We start from the raw sequence: 18,781 nt of genomic DNA, 5'->3' as shown, positions 1-18,781 counted from the left end.
CCTTCTTATACAAGTATAAAAATCACATGAACAATATAACACAGATATTTATGAGCTGCAAGACGCCTATAAAAACACTACCTAAAATCTTCTCCAACACTTTCCCATACTGCGTCCATACTAAAGTACTTTTTCACAAAATCTTGCGTGTTAACCGACATTTTCTCCAGTAAATCATTTCGATGATACAATCTTAAAATTGACTGTGCAAATTCCCGCTCCCCATCTACAATTTCCATTACTTTAGATGCCCCAACAATACCTTCCGCTCCAATGGATGTAGTTACCAAAGGCATACCATTATACAAAGCTTCAATAACTTTTCCCTTGACCCCAGCTCCATAGCGTAAAGGAACTACGGCCATTTTACAATTTGAATAAATCCGATCAAGCTCTTCGTCTGATACAAATCCTGTAACAATTACATCATCATTAGCTAATGCCTTTACTTCATCCGTTGGATTAGAACCTACGATATAAAAAGGTATTTTCTCTTTTTCTCTAATTAATGGATACACCTGTGTTACAAACCATATCGCTGCATCAATATTAGGTCCATGTGCAAATCCACCAACAAACATTAACCCTTTTCTATCTTTAAAATTCAAGGTCAAATCTTTTTTAAATTCATCATAAGCGAAAATATTAAACGGCTTAACATGAATAGATGGATCAATTCCTTTAATATAGTCAACTTCCACATAAGATGGATAATAGGAAACATCAGCCTTTTTCATGATGTAAAATTCTTTCTCTTCCCAGCTTTCTGCCTCTTCTCTGATCTCCTCTTGATTAGTTAATTCATATTCCCTTCGCAAACGTAATGCTGCCAAATCACATCCATAATACATTATTTTAATATTTGTCTGATCTCTTAAAAAGTCAATATACTTAATCACTATATGCGGTCTTGTTACATATGCGAAATCTATAAATTCTTTGTTATTTCCTATCCATTCAAAAATATTCTGCGCGTACCATGTACCATAAAGCACTTCGACACCCAATTGCTCCAGCTGTGAAGTATATGGTTGCATTGGATAATAATTATCTCCTATAAATTTTACGTTGAATCCTTTTTGAAGAAACATTTTAATATATTGGTATGTTGTCCTGGAGCCAGCGTCCCGATCATACATCGGAACATAATGATCGATCACTAATATCGTTTTTTTATGATTACTTCTATCTCTTGCATAGAATAATGAATCCGGTCCTTCTGGCTGTCCTTCTAATTCTTTCTTCCATTTATTTCTAAATTTTACGCTGTTCTCAACCTGATATTGTTTGATCCCTTGGGACACATCTGTTCCATTTGATATTCCTTCGTAATGAGTAACTATAGATAAAGGCTGAAATACTACACGATACCCCAAATCACGCACCTGAAAAGCCAGATCAGAATCTTCACAATAAGCCGGAGCATACCTCTCATCAAAACCACCAATCTGCTGCCATAAATCTTTTTTAATCATTATTGAAGCTCCGGATATATAGTCCACATCTTTTACATAACAGTATTCCGGCTTATTCGGATCATCCATGCGCCCATAATTCCATCCACTGCCATCAGACCAAATGATCCCTCCTGCCTCTTGAAGTCTTCCATCCGGATATACTAATTTGGATCCTACCATACCAATCTTAGGGTCTGATTCTATTAAGTTTTTAAGAGAACTCAGCCAATTATCATTAACCTGTGTATCATTGTTTAAAAAAAGAATATATTTCCCTCTAGCTTTTTCAGCTGCATTATTACAATTTTTTAAAAACCCCAGATTTCTATTATTTCGAATTATAGTAATATTTTCCGTTAACTTTTTAAGATGTTTCGTAGCATCTGATGAAACATCATCTGCTATAATAACTTCATAAGTTACGTCTCTTGTATTTTCAATAATTGAGTGTAAGCAGTTATACGTATATGTCACCTGATTATATACGGGAATGATTATGGATACCAGCGGATTTTCTTCATACTTGAAAATCGCTTTGCCTTTTTCTAAATAGCCCCTGCCTATTAAAATATCACCTAATATTCTATTTTTAGAATCGCTACTGGCGTTTATAAAATTGATAGGATGAATTAGCGCATGTTTACAATATCCCAAAATCTTTCTACGCCTAGAATCTCTAGGAAATATCTTGGATAAAACTTTTTTAGGTAACTTGGCTATTTTATAAAATAAACTGTTCTGTATTTTTTGTGTATATAATTCTAAATCACAAATATATCTATCTTTATTTTGTATTAGTAATGTTTGATCATCGATTATCCGCTCTTTGCTATGAACCAAATCGTTTAAAAAAGCGATATCATTATCTCTTTTTTCAATCTCTTGCTCCTTAATCTCTCTAATCTTTTTAAGTTGTTCTTTTTGTTCTTTTTCCATACTTTTAATCTTTTGGTGTAATTCATTCGTATATATAGCGGATGATGCCTGCTCTTTATGGGCTATATCTAATTGATTATAACAATTCTTAACTTCTGATCTTAAAACTTCTATTTCTTCATCCAACTTATGAAGATGTTCATTTCTTTCTTCTTCTTCATTCTGCAGTTGAATAATACGACTTCTAGATCTTAAAGCCTCTTCCTCATAACTGGTCAACTCATCTAAAGTTTCTGTTTCTTTAATATAATTACTTGTATAAATCCATTCCAAATTATTTCCATGTACATATTTTTGGAAATTTGTTTCCATACTATCAAAAAAATCCACGGTATAGATTTCAAATTTATTTAAAAATTGTTCTCTCGTACAATATTTTTTAATTTTATAACTATATCTATTATAAAAATAAGTTAAACATCTATATACCAAAAAATCAATGGGCACGGGGAACTTGAAGACCCATTCATAATCCAAACAGTAGCTATCTCCCTTTATTTCTATAATATTATCAAATAACATGTCTATATTTGCTACTGTAACAGCTTTACCGTTATAGTTGTAATTAGTGCCAAACATATTCACATACTCTTCACTAACATAAAAATCAGTAATATAACTTGACGAAATCTGAAAAATGTCATCTATTTTTCTTTTAATTTCCGCAATTAAACTCTCTAAATCATCTAGATGTACCTGTAATTCTTGTTCCAATGTTTTACCACTTACATAATTGAAAGAAGCTACATTATTATTTATTTGAGGTTTTAAGAATTTAATTTTAGTATAAACAGGTTCTAAAATTTCAAAATTTGATTGTAATTCATTAATATGTTTATATGCTTCCTGATTTAGAGGCCTTTTTTCTACTACAAAACCATTTTCATCCTGACATATAGCCGTACTTATCTGAAACTTTTTTCTTCTTGTTTTATTATATTTTATAAACAATGTTTTTCTCATGATAACCTCCTGCTATATTCCAGCAATTACTAAAAATGAATTTGAAAAAAATTCAAACTGCTGGCTTTGGCATAAGCCGTCAAAAGCCGCTCCTTCATCAAACAGAAGAAATCTTTTCCTATCATAAGATAGTGATATATTTCTCAGATCCCCTGGTTTCGGAAGATAAGTTGACGAATAGATAGCAGATGGCAATTTATAATCCGGCACGGGGTAATAAAACTGTGTTTTACTAAATCCCGCTTCCTGCAACAAATTTTCCAATTCAGTTTTAGAAAACGTACGAACATTATTGGAATGATAATTTTCAATCCCATCGAACGTAATTCCGGTATGATCCTCTGCTGCTCCAGACCAATATTTTAATCCATATTTATTTTCAATAGCGATAATTAGTTGTCCTTGCGGTTTCAGATACTTTTTCACCCGCACCAGCATATCATGAAAAGGGAATTCTGATTGGATATAACTGGATGCATACTCCAAAACACCGATAAGTGTTATATAATCGAATTTCTCTTTTATCTCAACATCTTCAAAATTACCAACCATTATCTCAAGATTACCATAATCTCCATTTCGTAACACATTAATTTCTGATCGGCGTTTGGATAATTCTATAGCTGTTACTTTCTTTACTTTTCTACAGAACAGACCAGTCAAAGCACCACACCCAGCCCCTATTTCTAACAGACTAGTGTCTGGTCCAAATTCATACCAATCCAGCAAATTTTCTCTGATATCAGATAAATGATATAGAATAGGCCAGCGTTTATCACTTTTTAATATTTCCGGAATCTTCTCTTTATCCTTACAAATATTCAATAACTCGTCTTCTATGTCTCCATCCGAGTATTGATCCTGACCTCCGTAATATTTTAAATTTAATATCGTATGTTCCATATCGTTATCCTCACTCACCGCAATTTATTTCTATTTGAGAATACATATCATAAATACCAATCGTATTATTTTCAGATATCACAGTTATATAGGTAACATCATATAATCTATGAAATACCGATAACTCGCCGTTTTCATACCCTGTACATCCCAACGAAAGCAAATATTCACCACCTTGCAAGCTCTCAATCTGCTTAAAAGTAATGGTATATATTTTGCCCGCTTCACCTACCTCAATACCTGTATCCGATATTAACGTATTTGTACCCGTTAATTCCATTCCTTTTTTATCCTTTATGGTAAAGGCAAAGATTGGATTCGTAACATTTTCTTTAAATTTCACTCGCATTTTGATAGAGAAGTCTTTTCCCTTTAACAACAAATTAGAAACTTGATTCTTATGATCAAAAATTCCATAATCTGTGATTTCTGCTCTACCGTCACCATAAACTAAACGTTGCGGGTTATCTGCTAACTTTTCTTTCCAAACCACATTATACTGAGTATGGTTTTTCTTTTCCTCTATTATAGTATTTTCTTCTTCTGTATCCTCGAACTGATTAGCCAATATTTTTTTATACGAATCAACTACTTGACTTGGCTTACCTTCTTCAATAAATTTACCTTTGTTTAATAGGACAGCTTTGTCACAATATTTAATTATATTACTCATGTCGTGAGTCACTAATAGAATTGTTGTACCTTTTTCTTTTATTTCATTGATACGTTTATAACACTTCGTTTGAAAAAATACGTCCCCAACAGACAGCGCTTCATCCACGATAAGTATCTCAGGATCAACATTTATAGCGAGTGCGAAGGCCAATCTTACAAACATACCACTTGAATAAGTCTTAACTGGCTGGTATACAAATTCTCCAATGTCAGCAAAATTTAAAATTTCTTCCAGCTTTTGATCCATCTCTTCTTTAGAATATCCTAACATTGTTCCATTCATATATATATTTTCTATGCCGGTATAATCCATATTGAAGCCGGCCCCCAGCTCCAATAATGCTGATATTTTTCCCTGTATATTGACTGTACCTGATGTTGGCGTTAATACACCAGTAATTATTTTTAAAATAGTCGATTTACCTGATCCATTAGTACCGATAATCCCTACCGTTTCTCCCTTATTGACATTAAAACTGATATTGTCTAAAGCAAAAAACTTTTTGTGATATTGCTTATGCATAGGTGATAATGATTCTTTTAGCCGCTCAATAGGACGGTCATAAAGCCTATATATCTTTGTAAGATCTTTTACCTCTATCGCATGCATATATAAACCCTCCTAAAGAACATCTGCAAAATGAGGCTTCAACCTCTTAAACAATTTCAAACCAACTAAAAATATTATACCTGTAATTACCCAAAAATATAATGTAAGTAAAGGACGATTCCAAAACCCAACATGTGTAATAAAACTATCTCTATAACCTTCTACTATATAATATACCGGATTTAATTTGATCAACCATAAAAATTTCTCCGGCATCATACTATAATGCCACATAATCGGCGCTAACCACATTCCAAACTGGAGTGCTATATTCACAATTTGACTCATATCTTTAAAAAATACATTTATAGAAGAAGTAATAAATGAGAGTCCTACTACTAGTGCAAAAGTACAAAAAGAATAATAAATGCATTGAAGCCAATAAATAGACGGCATCTCTCCATAGAGCAAATATACACCAAAAAGTATATATATAAAAATAGCATGAACAAAGATACATGATACAATCTTAACCATTGGCAATATACTTACTTTAAAAACCACTTTTTTCACTAAATAATTATAATCATACAGACTGTTTGTCGCTGCCCCTAATGCTTCATTGAAAAAAAACCAAGGGACAATACCTGGTATCAACCATAACACATACGGCATATTTACTGGGGGCGCAGCCTTAAATCCAACTTGAAAAACGAAATAATAAATAAGCACAGTTACAATAGGCTGCACAAACATCCAAAATATACCAAAATATGATCCGACAAACCTCTTTTTAAAATCAGATTTCGCTAATGACAACACCAAATTATGTTTGGATAACACATCTAAAATACTATTTAAAAATTTCATTATTTCCTCCAGTTCAACATCAATTCAGTTTCAATTGTTTGATGCCTCCCCAATTGCGATCCTTTTCTGATATGATTAATTCTACTTTATCATCTAGCGGCCAATCAATGCCTATATCAGGATCGTCCCAAGCTAACCCGCCCTCATCATCAGGATGGTAAAAATCAGTACATTTGTAAGCAAATTCTGCAATCTCTGATAAAACATAAAACCCATGTGCAAAGTTTTTCGGAATATAAAACTGCTTTTTATTTTGAGCGGATAATATTACTCCATACCACTTGCCAAACGTTTTCGATCCCTTTCTCAAATCTACTGCAACATCGAAAACTTCTCCCTGTATAATACGCACAAGTTTATCCTGGGGGAAATTTTTCTGGAAATGCAAACCTCGAAGAACCCCTTTTTTCGACATCGATTGATTATCTTGAACAAATTCCATATTGATTCCAGCCGCAGCATAGTCTTTGTAATTATAAGTTTCCATAAAATAGCCACGTTCATCGCCAAATACTTTCGGTTCAATTATCTTTAATCCTTCAATCTCACATGTTTTTAGACTTATCTGACCCATATTTCTTATCTCCCTATAAACCATTTGATATTTCTAATAAATACTGTCCGTATTGAGTTTTAAGATATGGCTGTGCTAAATTTATTAATTGTTCTTTATCAATAAATTGTCTGCGATATGCTATTTCCTCAATACACGAAATATACAGTCCCTGCCTTTTTTGAAATGCCGATACAAAATCAGCTGCATCTAATAAAGAATCATAATTTCCGGTATCCAACCAAGCGAATCCCCTGCCTAACGTTTCAACCAACAATTCTTCTCGCCTTAAATACTCATTATTAACACTGGTAATTTCAATCTCCCCCCTGGCGGAAGGCTTTACATTTTTAGCAATATCAACAACTTGATTATCATAAAAATATAAACCAGGAACTGCATAATTTGACTTAGGGTTCTCAGGTTTTTCTTCTATTGAAAGAGCTTTGCCATTATCGTCAAACTCAACTACACCATATTCTCTTGGATCTCTAACATAATATCCAAATATAGTAGCTCCTTTCTTTCTGGATGCCGCACGGCGCAGGATTGTTGAAAAGCTTTGTCCATAAAATATATTATCCCCTAAAATTAATGCTACACTATCTTCACCAATAAACTTTTCACCAATAATAAATGCATCAGCAAGACCACGCGGGACATCTTGAACTGCATATTCCAAATACAATCCTAATTGTGATCCATCTCCTAACAGCTCCTTAAAGACTGGAAGATCTCTTGGCGTCGATATTATTAATATCTCTCTAATATCTGCCAGCATCAATATAGAGAGAGGATAATAAATCATAGGTTTATCATAAACAGGCATAATTTGTTTAGATATTGCTTTTGTTAAAGGATAAAGCCTCGTACCTGATCCACCGGCTAAAATAATTCCTTTCATTTTACTACCTCCTAAAATACACAAACTAGCAGTATCCTTGGATACTGCTATGTCTATTATTTATACATTTCTTCGTAATATTTTTGATAGTCTCCGTTGGTAATATTACTCATCCAATCTTCATGATCCAGATACCATCTTATAGTCTGCTTAATTCCCTCTTTAAACATCGTCTCCGGAAACCAGCCAATATCCTTTTTAATTTTATCTGGAGCAATCGCATATCTGCGATCATGGCCTTTACGATCTGAAATATACGTGATCAAATCCTTAGATATCAATTTTCTCCTTTGATCATTTTCCGGTAATACATCCAGAAGTGTATCAAGTATTATTTCCACAATCTCTATATTCTGCTTTTCATTATGTCCCCCAATATTATAAGTCTCTCCTAGTTTTCCTAATTCTTGCACCATATCAATCGCTTTTGCGTGATCTTCCACATATAGCCAATCTCTTACATTTTTTCCGTCTCCATATATTGGTAACTGCTTCCCTTGCAAAGCATTGTTAATCATTAAGGGAATCAATTTTTCTGGAAATTGATAAGGTCCATAATTATTGCTGCAATTTGTAATATTAGCCGGAAAATTATAAGTATCTACATAAGACTTCACCAAGAAATCCGAAGATGCTTTACTGGCTGAGTAGGGGCTATGAGGATCATATGCTGTAGTTTCGTAAAAATATCCTCCCTCATCGCTTAAGGAACCATATACTTCATCCGTAGATACATGCAAGAACTTTTTATCTGATTTATAACTTCCGTCACTATTCTCCCATGAACATTTTGCCGCATTCAGCATTACTAACGTACCAAGAACATTCGTTTTTACGAATATATCCGGATTGCGAATGCTTCTGTCAACATGACTTTCCGCTGCAAAATGCACTACTCTATCAATGTCATTATTATCAAATATCTCTTGTATTTTATTACTGTCGCATATATCAGCTTTGATAAAAACATAATTTGATCTGTTCTCAATTTCTTTTAAGTTTTCTAGATTCCCAGCATAAGTTAGGGCATCCACATTAATTATCTTGATTTGGTCCCCATATTTCCTAAACATATAATGAATATAGTTGGAGCCAATAAAACCAGCTCCCCCGGTAACAAGATATGTTCTCATTGACAATTTCCTCCAATTACTTTTTAATTTTTAGCATGATTCTATTCATTATAGCATTGTTTACCAGAATTTACAAATGCATATTTTTTCACCACTTTCAAGCGCATACCAATAGTTTGTAATAATTTTTTATTTCCTTTACAAACCTGTTTCGTACAGACACTTATATACTTCATAATTTTCCGTTTCACCAATCCATTGATAACCTAACTTTTCAACGTAACTATTACTAAACCACCATTTATTTCTAATGAAATATTCTATTCCTCTCTTCTGCATATCGTGTCTGATTTTATCTATATTATATTCATAATTTATATTACCTATTATCAAATATGATTGATCAGCCTCAGCTGCATCTAGATATACTTTATCATTCACATCAAAATATCGTAATCCACGGCATTCCCCACGATCCATGGCAGATCTAATGGAAGCATCGTATTGCCTTATTACCGGTACCAATGATAAATCATATAAAACAAGTGGCATTTGATTTTCAGGACTATCTGCGTGTATCATTTCAGATATTTCAATTGCTTCATTACTAATTTTATATATATTATCGGCCTTACTGTCTACTGGGAATCTCACTCCTAAAACAAACAGAATGAATACTACAAGCACACTGCAGGCAAGCTTTTCCCAACCATATTTTAGTTTACTTAAAATGTCTGTGATACAGCAAGCCAAAATAAAAGCTACCGGTATCAGCCAATAAAAACGATAATATCGGTCAGACCAAGACATCTTTAACACTATCCAATACATGATAATTGGGTTTAAAACGGTAAGCAGAGTGATTATGATAGGATATACCATTATCTTTTTCCAAAATTGATCTTTTGTCTTCAATATATATATTTCTGACAATAATATTAGTAACGGAAAAACAAAGCCCGGCCAATAGTCACAAAAAACTTTTGCAAAAAATGATATTCCGTAATCAGAGATATAATAAGAATTCATTGCTTATCCCCTTTTCAAAATTACGATGGAAATAAAAAAAATGGATGGCAAAATACAGAAAATGTATGATTTTATTAATCTGAAATCTTTAACAATAAGAGGTACAACGCCTACCGTCAACAGTACAGGAACTAGAAAGACTCCCGTTTGAGATAAACATAATGCAAAGATACTTGACACAGAGAGCAATACCCAATTTTTTTTATCCTGTTCGTGTTTGTAAAGTTTTGTTAGAGTCAATAGTACAACCATCAATCCTACATTAGAAAGCATAGACTTTGGTTCCCCGGCACGAAAAAACAAAAATGTGGCTGGAGTGTATTTGGTATACATTCCCAAATTTATTAAAAACAAAAATGCAATTGCCACAACTGTTTTTTTTCTGTCCTTTTTAAACAATTCCAAAGCAATTGCATATGCGCAAAAATTGTATAACAACACTTCAACCGCAGCAAGCACCTTATTCACATAGACGAGCGCATGCATATTCGTCAGCTTACATATAACGGCTGAATGCATCTCTAAACCAAAAAAAGCATCTAACCAATCAAAAGGTGTCGGTTCACCGGTATAAGGATTTACTCTATTTAATACATCTGTAAAAAGAGCTGTTGTAACTCTGCCCGTATACGTACTGCTGTCCCACAGACTACCATATATACCGTTAAAAAGTACATATAACAACTGAATTATAATAATTATGCTAAAACAAACAACCCATATCCAATTTTCTTTAATAAATCTTTTTATAACCTTAACATCCATCAAATGTTTCTTATTGATAATTGTAAGTATAAGCATAATAAGCAATAATACTACTGCGTACACATTGGCCAACATGCTTAACTTGACATTCAAAAATTCAAACGGAATATTTATCAAACTGAAAATCAAAATACTTGCTGCATAACCTATGATAAACTGAATGCTAACGAATCTGCTTAATCCCAATGTAATTGAAATTAATCTGCCCAATATGAGATATACAGAACAGCTCAATATACCCACTAAGATTATACCAAACCAAGAATTCATATTGATTTCCTCCGTTTTCGCTCATAACCCATAATACTCCTTAAACCACTCGACAAATTTTGCAAGACCGATCTCAATAGATGTACTGGGTTTAAAATCAAAATCACGCATCAGCTCAGTTACATCAGCATATGTCTGGTATACATCTCCTGGCTGCATGGGAAGAAATTGTTTTTCAGCTTTTCTTCCTAAGCACTTCTCCAATGTCTGTATAAAATACATTAAACTTTCAGGCTTGTTGTTACCAATATTATAGACTTTATATCGTGCACCTGTCTCCATTTCTGCCGGAGGATTACTTAGAATATTCTCAACACCTAATACGATGTCATCGATAAAAGTAAAATCACGCATCATATCCCCGTTATTATAGACCTGGATAGGTTCACCGTTCATTATTTTCTTTGCAAATTTAAAATATGCCATATCAGGTCTTCCAAAAGGACCATATACAGTAAAAAATCTTAAGCCTGTTGCTGGGATTTTATACAGCTTACTATAGCAGTGGGCCATTAACTCGTTGGATTTTTTTGTCGCAGCATAAAGGCTAACCGGATAGTCCACCATGTCCTCCGTAGAAAATGGTACTTTTTTATTTGCTCCATAAACAGAACTCGATGATGCAAACACCAAATGTTCTACCGGATATTTTCTGCAGCATTCTAATATATTATAGAATCCAATAACATTTGATTGCATATATGCATCTGGATTATCTATACTATATCGAACTCCAGCCTGCGCCCCAAGATTCACAACAATGTCAGGTCGTTCTTCCGAGAATATAAAGTTTAATCTTTCTTTATCGGATAAGTCATCCTTATAAAATTTATAGTTATCGTGATTCCTAAGAATCTTAAGTCTATCCATCTTAAGCTTGACTTCATAGTAATCATTTAGGTTATCAAGTCCGATAACATGACACCCTTTATTTAACAAACTTTTACTTAGATGAAAACCTATAAACCCGGCCCCGCCGGTAATAAACACTTTTTGGGATTTATCCAATTCCTTTTTATTAGATTCCATATTTTTCTCCTACCTTCCAATAGAATAATACTCTACTCCAGCTTTTTCCATATCTTTCGAGGGATAAATATTTCTTCCATCATATACCAAAGCCGTACGCATCCAATTTTTATATTCCATCGGCTGAACGTTCTTAATTTCAGCCCATTCTGTAAATATAAAGCATACATTCGCATCTGTCAAAGCCTCTTGAGGGTTATTAACATATGTTATATGCTCCGGATATCTTTTTCTGAAATTCTCTATTCCAACGGGATCATAGGCATAAATTTTTGCACCTGCCTCTAATAGAAGAGGTATATTTTCTAATGAAGGAGCTTCTCTCAAATCATCTGTACCCGGTTTAAAAGTCAGGCCCAAAACCGCCACCTTTAAACCGCTAAATGTTATTAAGCGATTGGAGGCCTTTCTAAACAATACTGTTTTTTGCTTCTTATTTACTTCGATAGCAGCCTTTACAGTTTTAAGTTCATATCCATGCTGTCTGGCTAAATATTCGAGTGCTTTGGTATCTTTTGGAAAACAACTTCCTCCAAAACCAATTCCAGCGTTTAGAAATCGATTTCCAATCCTGTCATCAAATGACATCCCTTTAGCAACATCTTCTATATCGGCACCAACCATTTCGCAAAGGTTAGCAATGTCATTCATATATGAAATTTTAAGTGCTAAAAAATCGTTGCTGGCATATTTTATCATTTCTGCGCTACGCCTTTTAACAGATACAATCGGCAGATGAAATGGCTCATATATCTTCAACATCTTGTCTTCTGCTTCTTTACTTTCAGTCCCAATAATCACGCGGGCTGCATGCAATGTGTCGTGCACAGCAGTTCCTTGTGCCAAAAATTCAGGATTACTGGCGACCTCAATTTTTACATCATGTACAATAAAATCTTTTATAAATTGTTCCACTTTATCGTTGGTTCCTACTGGTACAGTCGATTTAACGACAACCAGACAATCATTCTCTACATTTTCAGCTATTTGACGGGCAACAGTTGCTATATACGACAAATTAGCTGAGCCATCTGCCTGCTCAGGTGTCCCTACTCCTATGAATATTGCTTCTGCATTCCGATAGGCATTCGCATAATCTGTAGTATAATGCAGTCTTCCCTCTACATAATTTTTTTTCATTAACTCTTCCAAATCCCGTTCATAGATTGGGCTTCTGCCAGACTTCATAGATTCAATTTTCATTTCATCCACATCAACACAAGTAACTTCATGCCCAACCTCTGCAAAACATACTCCTGCCACCAGACCTACATAGCCGGTTCCTGCTACTGCTATTTTCATAATTATAGCCTCCCGTATTTTATCTATTATTATTTGTCTTTAATTCTTATAATTTTCAGAATCTAACTGTATCTTATAAATATCATAAGTCATATTTTTACCCAATTGATTCAATTCATCCTGATATACTTGTTGGTACTCATCCGTAAATTCATTTCTCTTAATCACTATATACTTAACAGAAGTATTTTTAATGGCTTTCTTTTTTTCATTAACAGTATAAACATTCCCACCTTTACACATATCAGCCAGCACAGGAAACTCTTCCGTTTTATACCCAGAATTTTGCCTTGAATCCGTTAATTTAAATGATTCATAGTAACTCTCGAGTAAAATTATTGCTGGATTATATAAACGCGCCTTTTCCAGGAAAGTGTAATCCCCCATCACATATGGGTTTTGTTCCCCTTCCATGTTGGCATCCTTTACAACAATATTTACAGTTTCGATCAGGTCCTCATTAATTTGATATAAATTGTTATAACTAGGAAAATATTGATAGAACTGCTTCGGAGAATACAGTACCGATATATAAATTACGCCTGCTATCCCCAATATCCAAACGATTATATTTTTTTTACTTTCCCAAATCTTCTCAGCGCAAAATATAGCAATTAGAATTACCATACACATCATCCAGCTAAACCTAAAAATACCACTTCTTAAACTTCCTACACCGGCCCATAGAACCCCGGCAATATCATTAAAAAACAGTAGTATCCATAACAACATACCTGTTTGTACAAGATTCCACCTATTCTTTTTCATATAATATAATAAAATACATAAATAAATAATAAACCATGGATATGTACCCTGTACATTTCGGAATATATCTACTGCAAACCCAAAATTCTCCATATACCCTCTCCCTTTCAATATAAATTCGTTATAAGTATATTTTGGGTCCGTTAAAATAGTAAACCAATAACCATATACCAAACACGATACTACCTGGAAGCATTGCGCAAATAGCAGGTTTTATAATATCACGAAACGATTTTTTCGTTATCATATATGCTAATATCCATATTACCATGGAAATAGGTACTAGTATCATAGAACTTGGTGATATAGCAGCTGAGCATGCACTTATCCAAAATAAATAAGTCCATCCTATTTGTTTCTCCTTTTTGAGTAATACTATTCCAAAAAGGATTAAAGGCATAAGTATATTAGATGCAACATTCTTCCCCATATAACTTCTCCCAAGCAGATAAATGGAAGTATTCCAACTTGAGGCCCACAAAAGATTGATAATACATGTACAAACAATTACAATATAACATTTTATTTTTTCATTTTTATCAGGAAAAAACAACTTTGCAAACTGCCAATATATAATATTAGTAAGAATAATATGAAAACTACCCTCTATATAACGTAATTCAATTAATGGATGTAAAGAAAAAATCTGCGAAATAACGGAACTATTTACTAATGAAGTATTAAACATACGCTTTATTTCTAATACCTCTAATAGCTTGCCCGTTAAGTAATCAAATCTATTTATACTGTCTGTATAAACAGATGTTACTACATAACCTACATACGTTGGAGAATCGTAATCTGTCCAATGATATATGGAAAATACAACTTCTAACAAAATCACAATAATAACTACTATTATCCATCGCCATTCTTTTATTAAACCAATATTATAAAATGACTTATTTTTCAACCTACACTTTTTAAAGAAACAAAGAAACAGAATAACTGATGTTATTACCATCCATATTCTGCTAACAATATGAAGCGGTACTCTTACGAATATAAATGGGAGCATTAGAATAAAAAAAACTGAATGATATACCATAAAACCTATTAATGTCTTCTCTTTGATAGTATGTTCAATATTATATTTTTTTGGTATAAACAATTCTCCAAAAGAATAACAAACTACGGCATACCATAATAACGCTCCTATAGACCGCATTATTGTAAAAATATCGATCATGATTTTTTCTCTTTCATTATAATAACATTGTTTTAAGTAACCGATTTTGCATCTCCTAACGTATCTTATTTTTAAACCATTTAGTTAACTTTCTTCTATAATTTATAACTTCCACTAATATCCATTTAATTTGCATCCAATAAAATAATTTTGTTAGATTTTTGATGTCTGATCCAAACTTATGCCTGCGTAGTCGTTTGTCAAGTTCATTCAAATCTGAAGTGCTAACTTTTTCATTTCCACAATCATTCATCCCACATAAAATATCCATTTTTTTATTTAATGAATATACTTTAGCAAACCGATATTGTTGCTTCACTAATTTTATCTGCTGACTCTTTGATACTCTTTCTAATACAGTATCTAAGCAGTCAAAAAGAGCTTCATAATGTTTCATAATTTGTCTGCCAATCTCGGTACGAATAATAACGCTGCAAGAGGAACCGTCTCCACTTTTTGTATTGTTATCGCCCACAGATATATCTGCCAATACATTTAATCGGTCAAAGCAATAAATACATTTTTCCATTGTTAAATATGGCTTAACCAACATTTTCTTCCCGGGGTTAATCACCTTCCTTCTTCCTTTATTTCCCTCAAGACATATAGTTCCATAAAAATAATGCCTACTGTCTGATTTTTCCCGATATCGCAATTCTTTTAATGGTTCTTTAAGCATTCTAGCAAAATATTCCCAGCTGTTATAATTCAGTACCGAATTACAAAATAATCCGATTATAAAATAATTTTTCCTATTAAGTTTATTCTCAATTACCAATTTACAAAAACTTTCTACTATGCATCCTGTACCAACTATAATAACCTTTTCGTTAGGGTTTTCTATACAAAATCTTACCATTGCGGCTTGTGATACCGGTATGTATCTACTCTTAAAAGTATTAGTAAATACATCTCCTTTTTGATATGCCTTTACACTAATTTGCTGTTCATAATTATAAGTATCTACCAAAAAGGCTATTTGATATTTCTCATCCTGTAATAATTTCTCTACCAGTGTAGTAACTACTCCGCCACTAGTCGCTTTTTTTAACACTTCTTTATCTTTAGCCGCACAGTTTATAACCGCATGGTAATTTCCATGAAAAACATCAACCATTTCTTTTTCATATATGGTCTTGTATATTTCCTGTAAGTTTATCCCCTTACCTGGGCATATAGAAAAACACTTTCCGCAATTAACACATATATCTCTATTGATTTGGGGTATATATTGTCCTTGTTTGTTACGTATCATATCAATACAAGAAAGAGGACAAACTCCCTGACACATACCGCAGGATATACATAATTCTTCCGGCACCTTTTGTACTGTATCCATTAATACCTCCCTCAACTCATTAAATTGTATATTTTTTCTATTCTTTTTATTTCATTTTTATGGGAATATCCCATCTGCTCCACTCTCGCCGCATAACTTTTTCTCTTATCAATTGTACAGTCTTTTTCTAATAACTTTTTTGCCCATTCTTCCGCTGTTTTGTTTAGAGAGATCCTCTCAGTTGTCGGGAATAGTACTACCTCGGGTGTAATAACATCTGAAATACAACATGGTAATCCAGCCGTTTGAGCTTCTAACACTACATTAGGAAAACCTTCGTACATAGACGGAAATAACAATACATCCAAAGCAGAATAAATGTCCTGTACATCATCCCGCCTTCCCGTAAAAATCACATTATCATACACTTTCAAATGTTTTGCATATTCCTTGCAATTTTCAAGCTGAGGCCCTTCGCCTACCAGAATCAACCTGCTTTTTGGCCTTTTGTCACATATAACCCGAAAAATTTCCAACACAAATTTCTGATTTTTTACCGGAAGGAATATGCCAATATTTCCTATTAATAACTCTTTTCCAATATTCCATTCGTGCCGGATTCGGTCTCTTTTTTTATCTTGATACGAAAAGTTTGATATATCGATACCATTATGGATAATTTGATAATTATTTTTTTTAAATAGCCATTCTCCGGCCTCTCTAGAAACTGCAAGTCGAAATATATCTTTTGTATCTGGTAGCAAAAATTGGTTTATTCTATGCAGTAATAATGTAATCGCCCTTTCTTGATTTCCTGCATTTCTGCTGTGTAAAAGCACTTTGCATCCGTGACGCAATGCTGCATATATCGGTTCTACATAGCTTAGCGTATTTACATTAAAATGAAGTATGTCGAACTTTTTCTCTCTAAACAATTGATCCAGTTCTCTTCTATTTTTATTTATTCCCTTACGTCTAGGCGTTATTTTACAGAATTCTCCAAATTTTTGAAATTCTTCTTGCATGCATGGTCTTTGTTCGTTTTCGTCAATATAATAAATACGATATAAGCTGTTATCTAGATTTTGACTTATTCTTAAGATGTAGTTTTCAATCCCACCACGGTTTTGGCTAATTCCATAATAAATAATATTTTTCATATATCTACTCTACTTTTCTTCCTGAAGCTTTAGTTTATTATCCATCCACTCACAAAAACGGCCAACAAATTTTCTATTTAACAGTATCTTCTCCATACCCTTACTTCTAATACTTTCAATAAGAATACCTGCTATAAAAATAAAGATTGTACTGCCAATAAGAGCTATACTAAAGAGCCCCCCTGAATCCAACACCTTATCACTAAATAATACTTTATCATACAAAATCTTCTTGATCCATAAATTTGAATGTAATAAATAAACTCCTAACGTCATTTTACCGAAATAGTTTACGACTTTATTTGGTTTTATTTCCAGATTAACAAAATATAAGAATAATGCAATAGAGCAGACTAAAAGTGGCAAAACATTTCTTCGCGTAAAATAGCTGGCATAATCAAACAGTGCATCATGTCCATTAAAGATTTGTGCAAAAACATCATTAGCAGCACCCACCAGAAAATAAACTCCTAAAAATATCCATAAATAGAAGCTTTTGTTCTTAAAAATATTAAAACCATGTAATTTAATATAGGCACCTACCAAATACAAAAACAATAACCATGTAAATTCACTTGTCCACGGATCCCCATACGGGATAAATGTCGGAAGTACAGACATTATGAAGGCGGTGACCAATAATAGTATCTTAAAGTTTTTTTTACTTATTTTCATAACAAAGCGATTTAAGAATGGTACAAATAACATTACGCCTATATACGCAGTAATAAACCAATAAGCACTCCTGCTAACCGGAAATACGCTTGCCAGTATATCATCCATATTATATGTTCCGAGACCAAATGCCATGAAAATTGCAGCTATAATCCATGAATAACTCCATACATCAGTAAGAATACTGATAAAGCGCTTTGTCTTATACTCGGTACTCCCACCCCCGAGAAAGTATCCACTAATCAACATAAACAGATTAATACCAAGACTTCCTCCAGCAACAAAAAAGCCCGATTCCATTTGCACTATTCCAGTAGAGAATTTCCAGCCGCCGCCATTCCACACATAGTGATGAGCAACTATAAATAGCATGGCTATAATTCGTAACAATTCCATATTAGACTGTCGAATCCTTTTTGTCTCCATTTTCC

At 33.3% G+C, this 18,781-nt stretch carries 16 protein-coding genes; all 16 read right to left on the bottom strand.

Going from position 1 to position 18,781, the window contains the following annotated elements; translation table 11 throughout:
* Positions 1 to 77: 77 nt before the first annotated feature.
* A complete protein-coding gene (locus KTH90_RS01210) occupies positions 78 to 3,356 on the bottom strand; it encodes a glycosyltransferase (protein WP_238726124.1) in 3,279 nt (1,092 codons plus the stop codon).
* A gap of 12 nt (positions 3,357 to 3,368) precedes the next feature.
* On the bottom strand, positions 3,369 to 4,259 hold the full coding sequence (locus tag KTH90_RS01205; RefSeq protein WP_158351692.1) for a class I SAM-dependent methyltransferase: 891 nt from the start codon (positions 4,257 to 4,259) through the stop codon (positions 3,369 to 3,371).
* Between the two features lie 10 nt (positions 4,260 to 4,269).
* The gene (locus KTH90_RS01200) at positions 4,270 to 5,544 is read right to left on the bottom strand and encodes an ABC transporter ATP-binding protein (RefSeq protein ID WP_158351690.1); all 1,275 of its coding nucleotides are present in this window, start codon (positions 5,542 to 5,544) and stop codon (positions 4,270 to 4,272) included.
* Positions 5,545 to 5,556: 12 nt separating this feature from the next.
* The gene (locus KTH90_RS01195) at positions 5,557 to 6,354 is read right to left on the bottom strand and encodes an ABC transporter permease (protein ID WP_158351689.1); all 798 of its coding nucleotides are present in this window, start codon (positions 6,352 to 6,354) and stop codon (positions 5,557 to 5,559) included.
* 19 nt (positions 6,355 to 6,373) lie between these two features.
* Entirely contained in the window at positions 6,374 to 6,928 is a 555-nt protein-coding gene (gene rfbC, locus KTH90_RS01190; RefSeq protein WP_158351687.1) for a dTDP-4-dehydrorhamnose 3,5-epimerase, read from the bottom strand.
* Between the two features lie 13 nt (positions 6,929 to 6,941).
* Positions 6,942 to 7,811, bottom strand: a complete 870-nt coding sequence (gene rfbA, locus KTH90_RS01185) for a glucose-1-phosphate thymidylyltransferase RfbA (protein ID WP_158351685.1) — start codon at positions 7,809 to 7,811, stop codon at positions 6,942 to 6,944.
* A gap of 56 nt (positions 7,812 to 7,867) precedes the next feature.
* Complete coding sequence (gene rfbB, locus KTH90_RS01180) at positions 7,868 to 8,944, bottom strand: dTDP-glucose 4,6-dehydratase (protein ID WP_238726123.1); 1,077 nt, start codon at positions 8,942 to 8,944, stop codon at positions 7,868 to 7,870.
* A gap of 138 nt (positions 8,945 to 9,082) precedes the next feature.
* Complete coding sequence (locus KTH90_RS01175; protein WP_158351682.1) at positions 9,083 to 9,913, bottom strand: hypothetical protein; 831 nt, start codon at positions 9,911 to 9,913, stop codon at positions 9,083 to 9,085.
* A 3-nt stretch (positions 9,914 to 9,916) separates the two neighbouring features.
* Positions 9,917 to 10,948 carry a DUF6077 domain-containing protein gene (locus KTH90_RS01170; RefSeq protein WP_158351680.1) on the bottom strand — a complete coding sequence of 344 codons (1,032 nt, stop codon included), beginning with the start codon at positions 10,946 to 10,948 and terminating at the stop codon, positions 9,917 to 9,919.
* 21 nt (positions 10,949 to 10,969) lie between these two features.
* The gene (locus tag KTH90_RS01165; protein WP_158351678.1) at positions 10,970 to 11,977 is read right to left on the bottom strand and encodes an NAD-dependent epimerase; all 1,008 of its coding nucleotides are present in this window, start codon (positions 11,975 to 11,977) and stop codon (positions 10,970 to 10,972) included.
* A gap of 9 nt (positions 11,978 to 11,986) precedes the next feature.
* The gene (locus KTH90_RS01160) at positions 11,987 to 13,279 is read right to left on the bottom strand and encodes a UDP-glucose dehydrogenase family protein (RefSeq protein WP_275061295.1); all 1,293 of its coding nucleotides are present in this window, start codon (positions 13,277 to 13,279) and stop codon (positions 11,987 to 11,989) included.
* Positions 13,280 to 13,318: 39 nt separating this feature from the next.
* On the bottom strand, positions 13,319 to 14,140 hold the full coding sequence (locus KTH90_RS01155; RefSeq protein ID WP_158351674.1) for a hypothetical protein: 822 nt from the start codon (positions 14,138 to 14,140) through the stop codon (positions 13,319 to 13,321).
* Between the two features lie 28 nt (positions 14,141 to 14,168).
* Positions 14,169 to 15,236 carry a DUF6077 domain-containing protein gene (locus KTH90_RS01150; RefSeq protein WP_238726122.1) on the bottom strand — a complete coding sequence of 356 codons (1,068 nt, stop codon included), beginning with the start codon at positions 15,234 to 15,236 and terminating at the stop codon, positions 14,169 to 14,171.
* 55 nt (positions 15,237 to 15,291) lie between these two features.
* Complete coding sequence (locus KTH90_RS01145; protein ID WP_158351673.1) at positions 15,292 to 16,575, bottom strand: Coenzyme F420 hydrogenase/dehydrogenase, beta subunit C-terminal domain; 1,284 nt, start codon at positions 16,573 to 16,575, stop codon at positions 15,292 to 15,294.
* Between the two features lie 11 nt (positions 16,576 to 16,586).
* On the bottom strand, positions 16,587 to 17,675 hold the full coding sequence (locus KTH90_RS01140; RefSeq protein WP_158351671.1) for a glycosyltransferase: 1,089 nt from the start codon (positions 17,673 to 17,675) through the stop codon (positions 16,587 to 16,589).
* Positions 17,676 to 17,684: 9 nt separating this feature from the next.
* On the bottom strand, positions 17,685 to 18,776 hold the full coding sequence (locus KTH90_RS01135; RefSeq protein ID WP_158351669.1) for an acyltransferase: 1,092 nt from the start codon (positions 18,774 to 18,776) through the stop codon (positions 17,685 to 17,687).
* Positions 18,777 to 18,781: the final 5 nt, after the last annotated feature.

Source organism: Diplocloster modestus, assembly GCF_019042245.1.
GTDB classification, from domain to species: domain Bacteria; phylum Bacillota; class Clostridia; order Lachnospirales; family Lachnospiraceae; genus Diplocloster; species Diplocloster modestus.
This window is presented reverse-complemented; position numbering and strand designations above follow the sequence as displayed.

What these genes read in the sequence shown, in the direction of transcription:
- rfbB (WP_238726123.1), bottom strand. Translation starts at nt 8,944, where the DNA reads ATGAGAACATATCTTGTTACCGGGGGAGCTGGTTTTATTGGCTCCAAC.
- KTH90_RS01200 (WP_158351690.1), bottom strand. Translation starts at nt 5,544, where the DNA reads ATGCATGCGATAGAGGTAAAAGATCTTACAAAGATATATAGGCTTTAT.
- KTH90_RS01160 (WP_275061295.1), bottom strand. Translation starts at nt 13,279, where the DNA reads ATGAAAATAGCAGTAGCAGGAACCGGCTATGTAGGTCTGGTGGCAGGA.
- KTH90_RS01135 (WP_158351669.1), bottom strand. Translation starts at nt 18,776, where the DNA reads ATGGAGACAAAAAGGATTCGACAGTCTAATATGGAATTGTTACGAATT.
- KTH90_RS01150 (WP_238726122.1), bottom strand. Translation starts at nt 15,236, where the DNA reads ATGATCGATATTTTTACAATAATGCGGTCTATAGGAGCGTTATTATGG.
- KTH90_RS01195 (WP_158351689.1), bottom strand. Translation starts at nt 6,354, where the DNA reads ATGAAATTTTTAAATAGTATTTTAGATGTGTTATCCAAACATAATTTG.
- KTH90_RS01210 (WP_238726124.1), bottom strand. Translation starts at nt 3,356, where the DNA reads ATGAGAAAAACATTGTTTATAAAATATAATAAAACAAGAAGAAAAAAG.
- KTH90_RS01205 (WP_158351692.1), bottom strand. Translation starts at nt 4,259, where the DNA reads ATGGAACATACGATATTAAATTTAAAATATTACGGAGGTCAGGATCAA.
- rfbC (WP_158351687.1), bottom strand. Translation starts at nt 6,928, where the DNA reads ATGGGTCAGATAAGTCTAAAAACATGTGAGATTGAAGGATTAAAGATA.
- KTH90_RS01165 (WP_158351678.1), bottom strand. Translation starts at nt 11,977, where the DNA reads ATGGAATCTAATAAAAAGGAATTGGATAAATCCCAAAAAGTGTTTATT.
- rfbA (WP_158351685.1), bottom strand. Translation starts at nt 7,811, where the DNA reads ATGAAAGGAATTATTTTAGCCGGTGGATCAGGTACGAGGCTTTATCCT.
- KTH90_RS01145 (WP_158351673.1), bottom strand. Translation starts at nt 16,575, where the DNA reads ATGGATACAGTACAAAAGGTGCCGGAAGAATTATGTATATCCTGCGGT.
- KTH90_RS01140 (WP_158351671.1), bottom strand. Translation starts at nt 17,675, where the DNA reads ATGAAAAATATTATTTATTATGGAATTAGCCAAAACCGTGGTGGGATT.
- KTH90_RS01175 (WP_158351682.1), bottom strand. Translation starts at nt 9,913, where the DNA reads ATGAATTCTTATTATATCTCTGATTACGGAATATCATTTTTTGCAAAA.
- KTH90_RS01170 (WP_158351680.1), bottom strand. Translation starts at nt 10,948, where the DNA reads ATGAATTCTTGGTTTGGTATAATCTTAGTGGGTATATTGAGCTGTTCT.
- KTH90_RS01155 (WP_158351674.1), bottom strand. Translation starts at nt 14,140, where the DNA reads ATGGAGAATTTTGGGTTTGCAGTAGATATATTCCGAAATGTACAGGGT.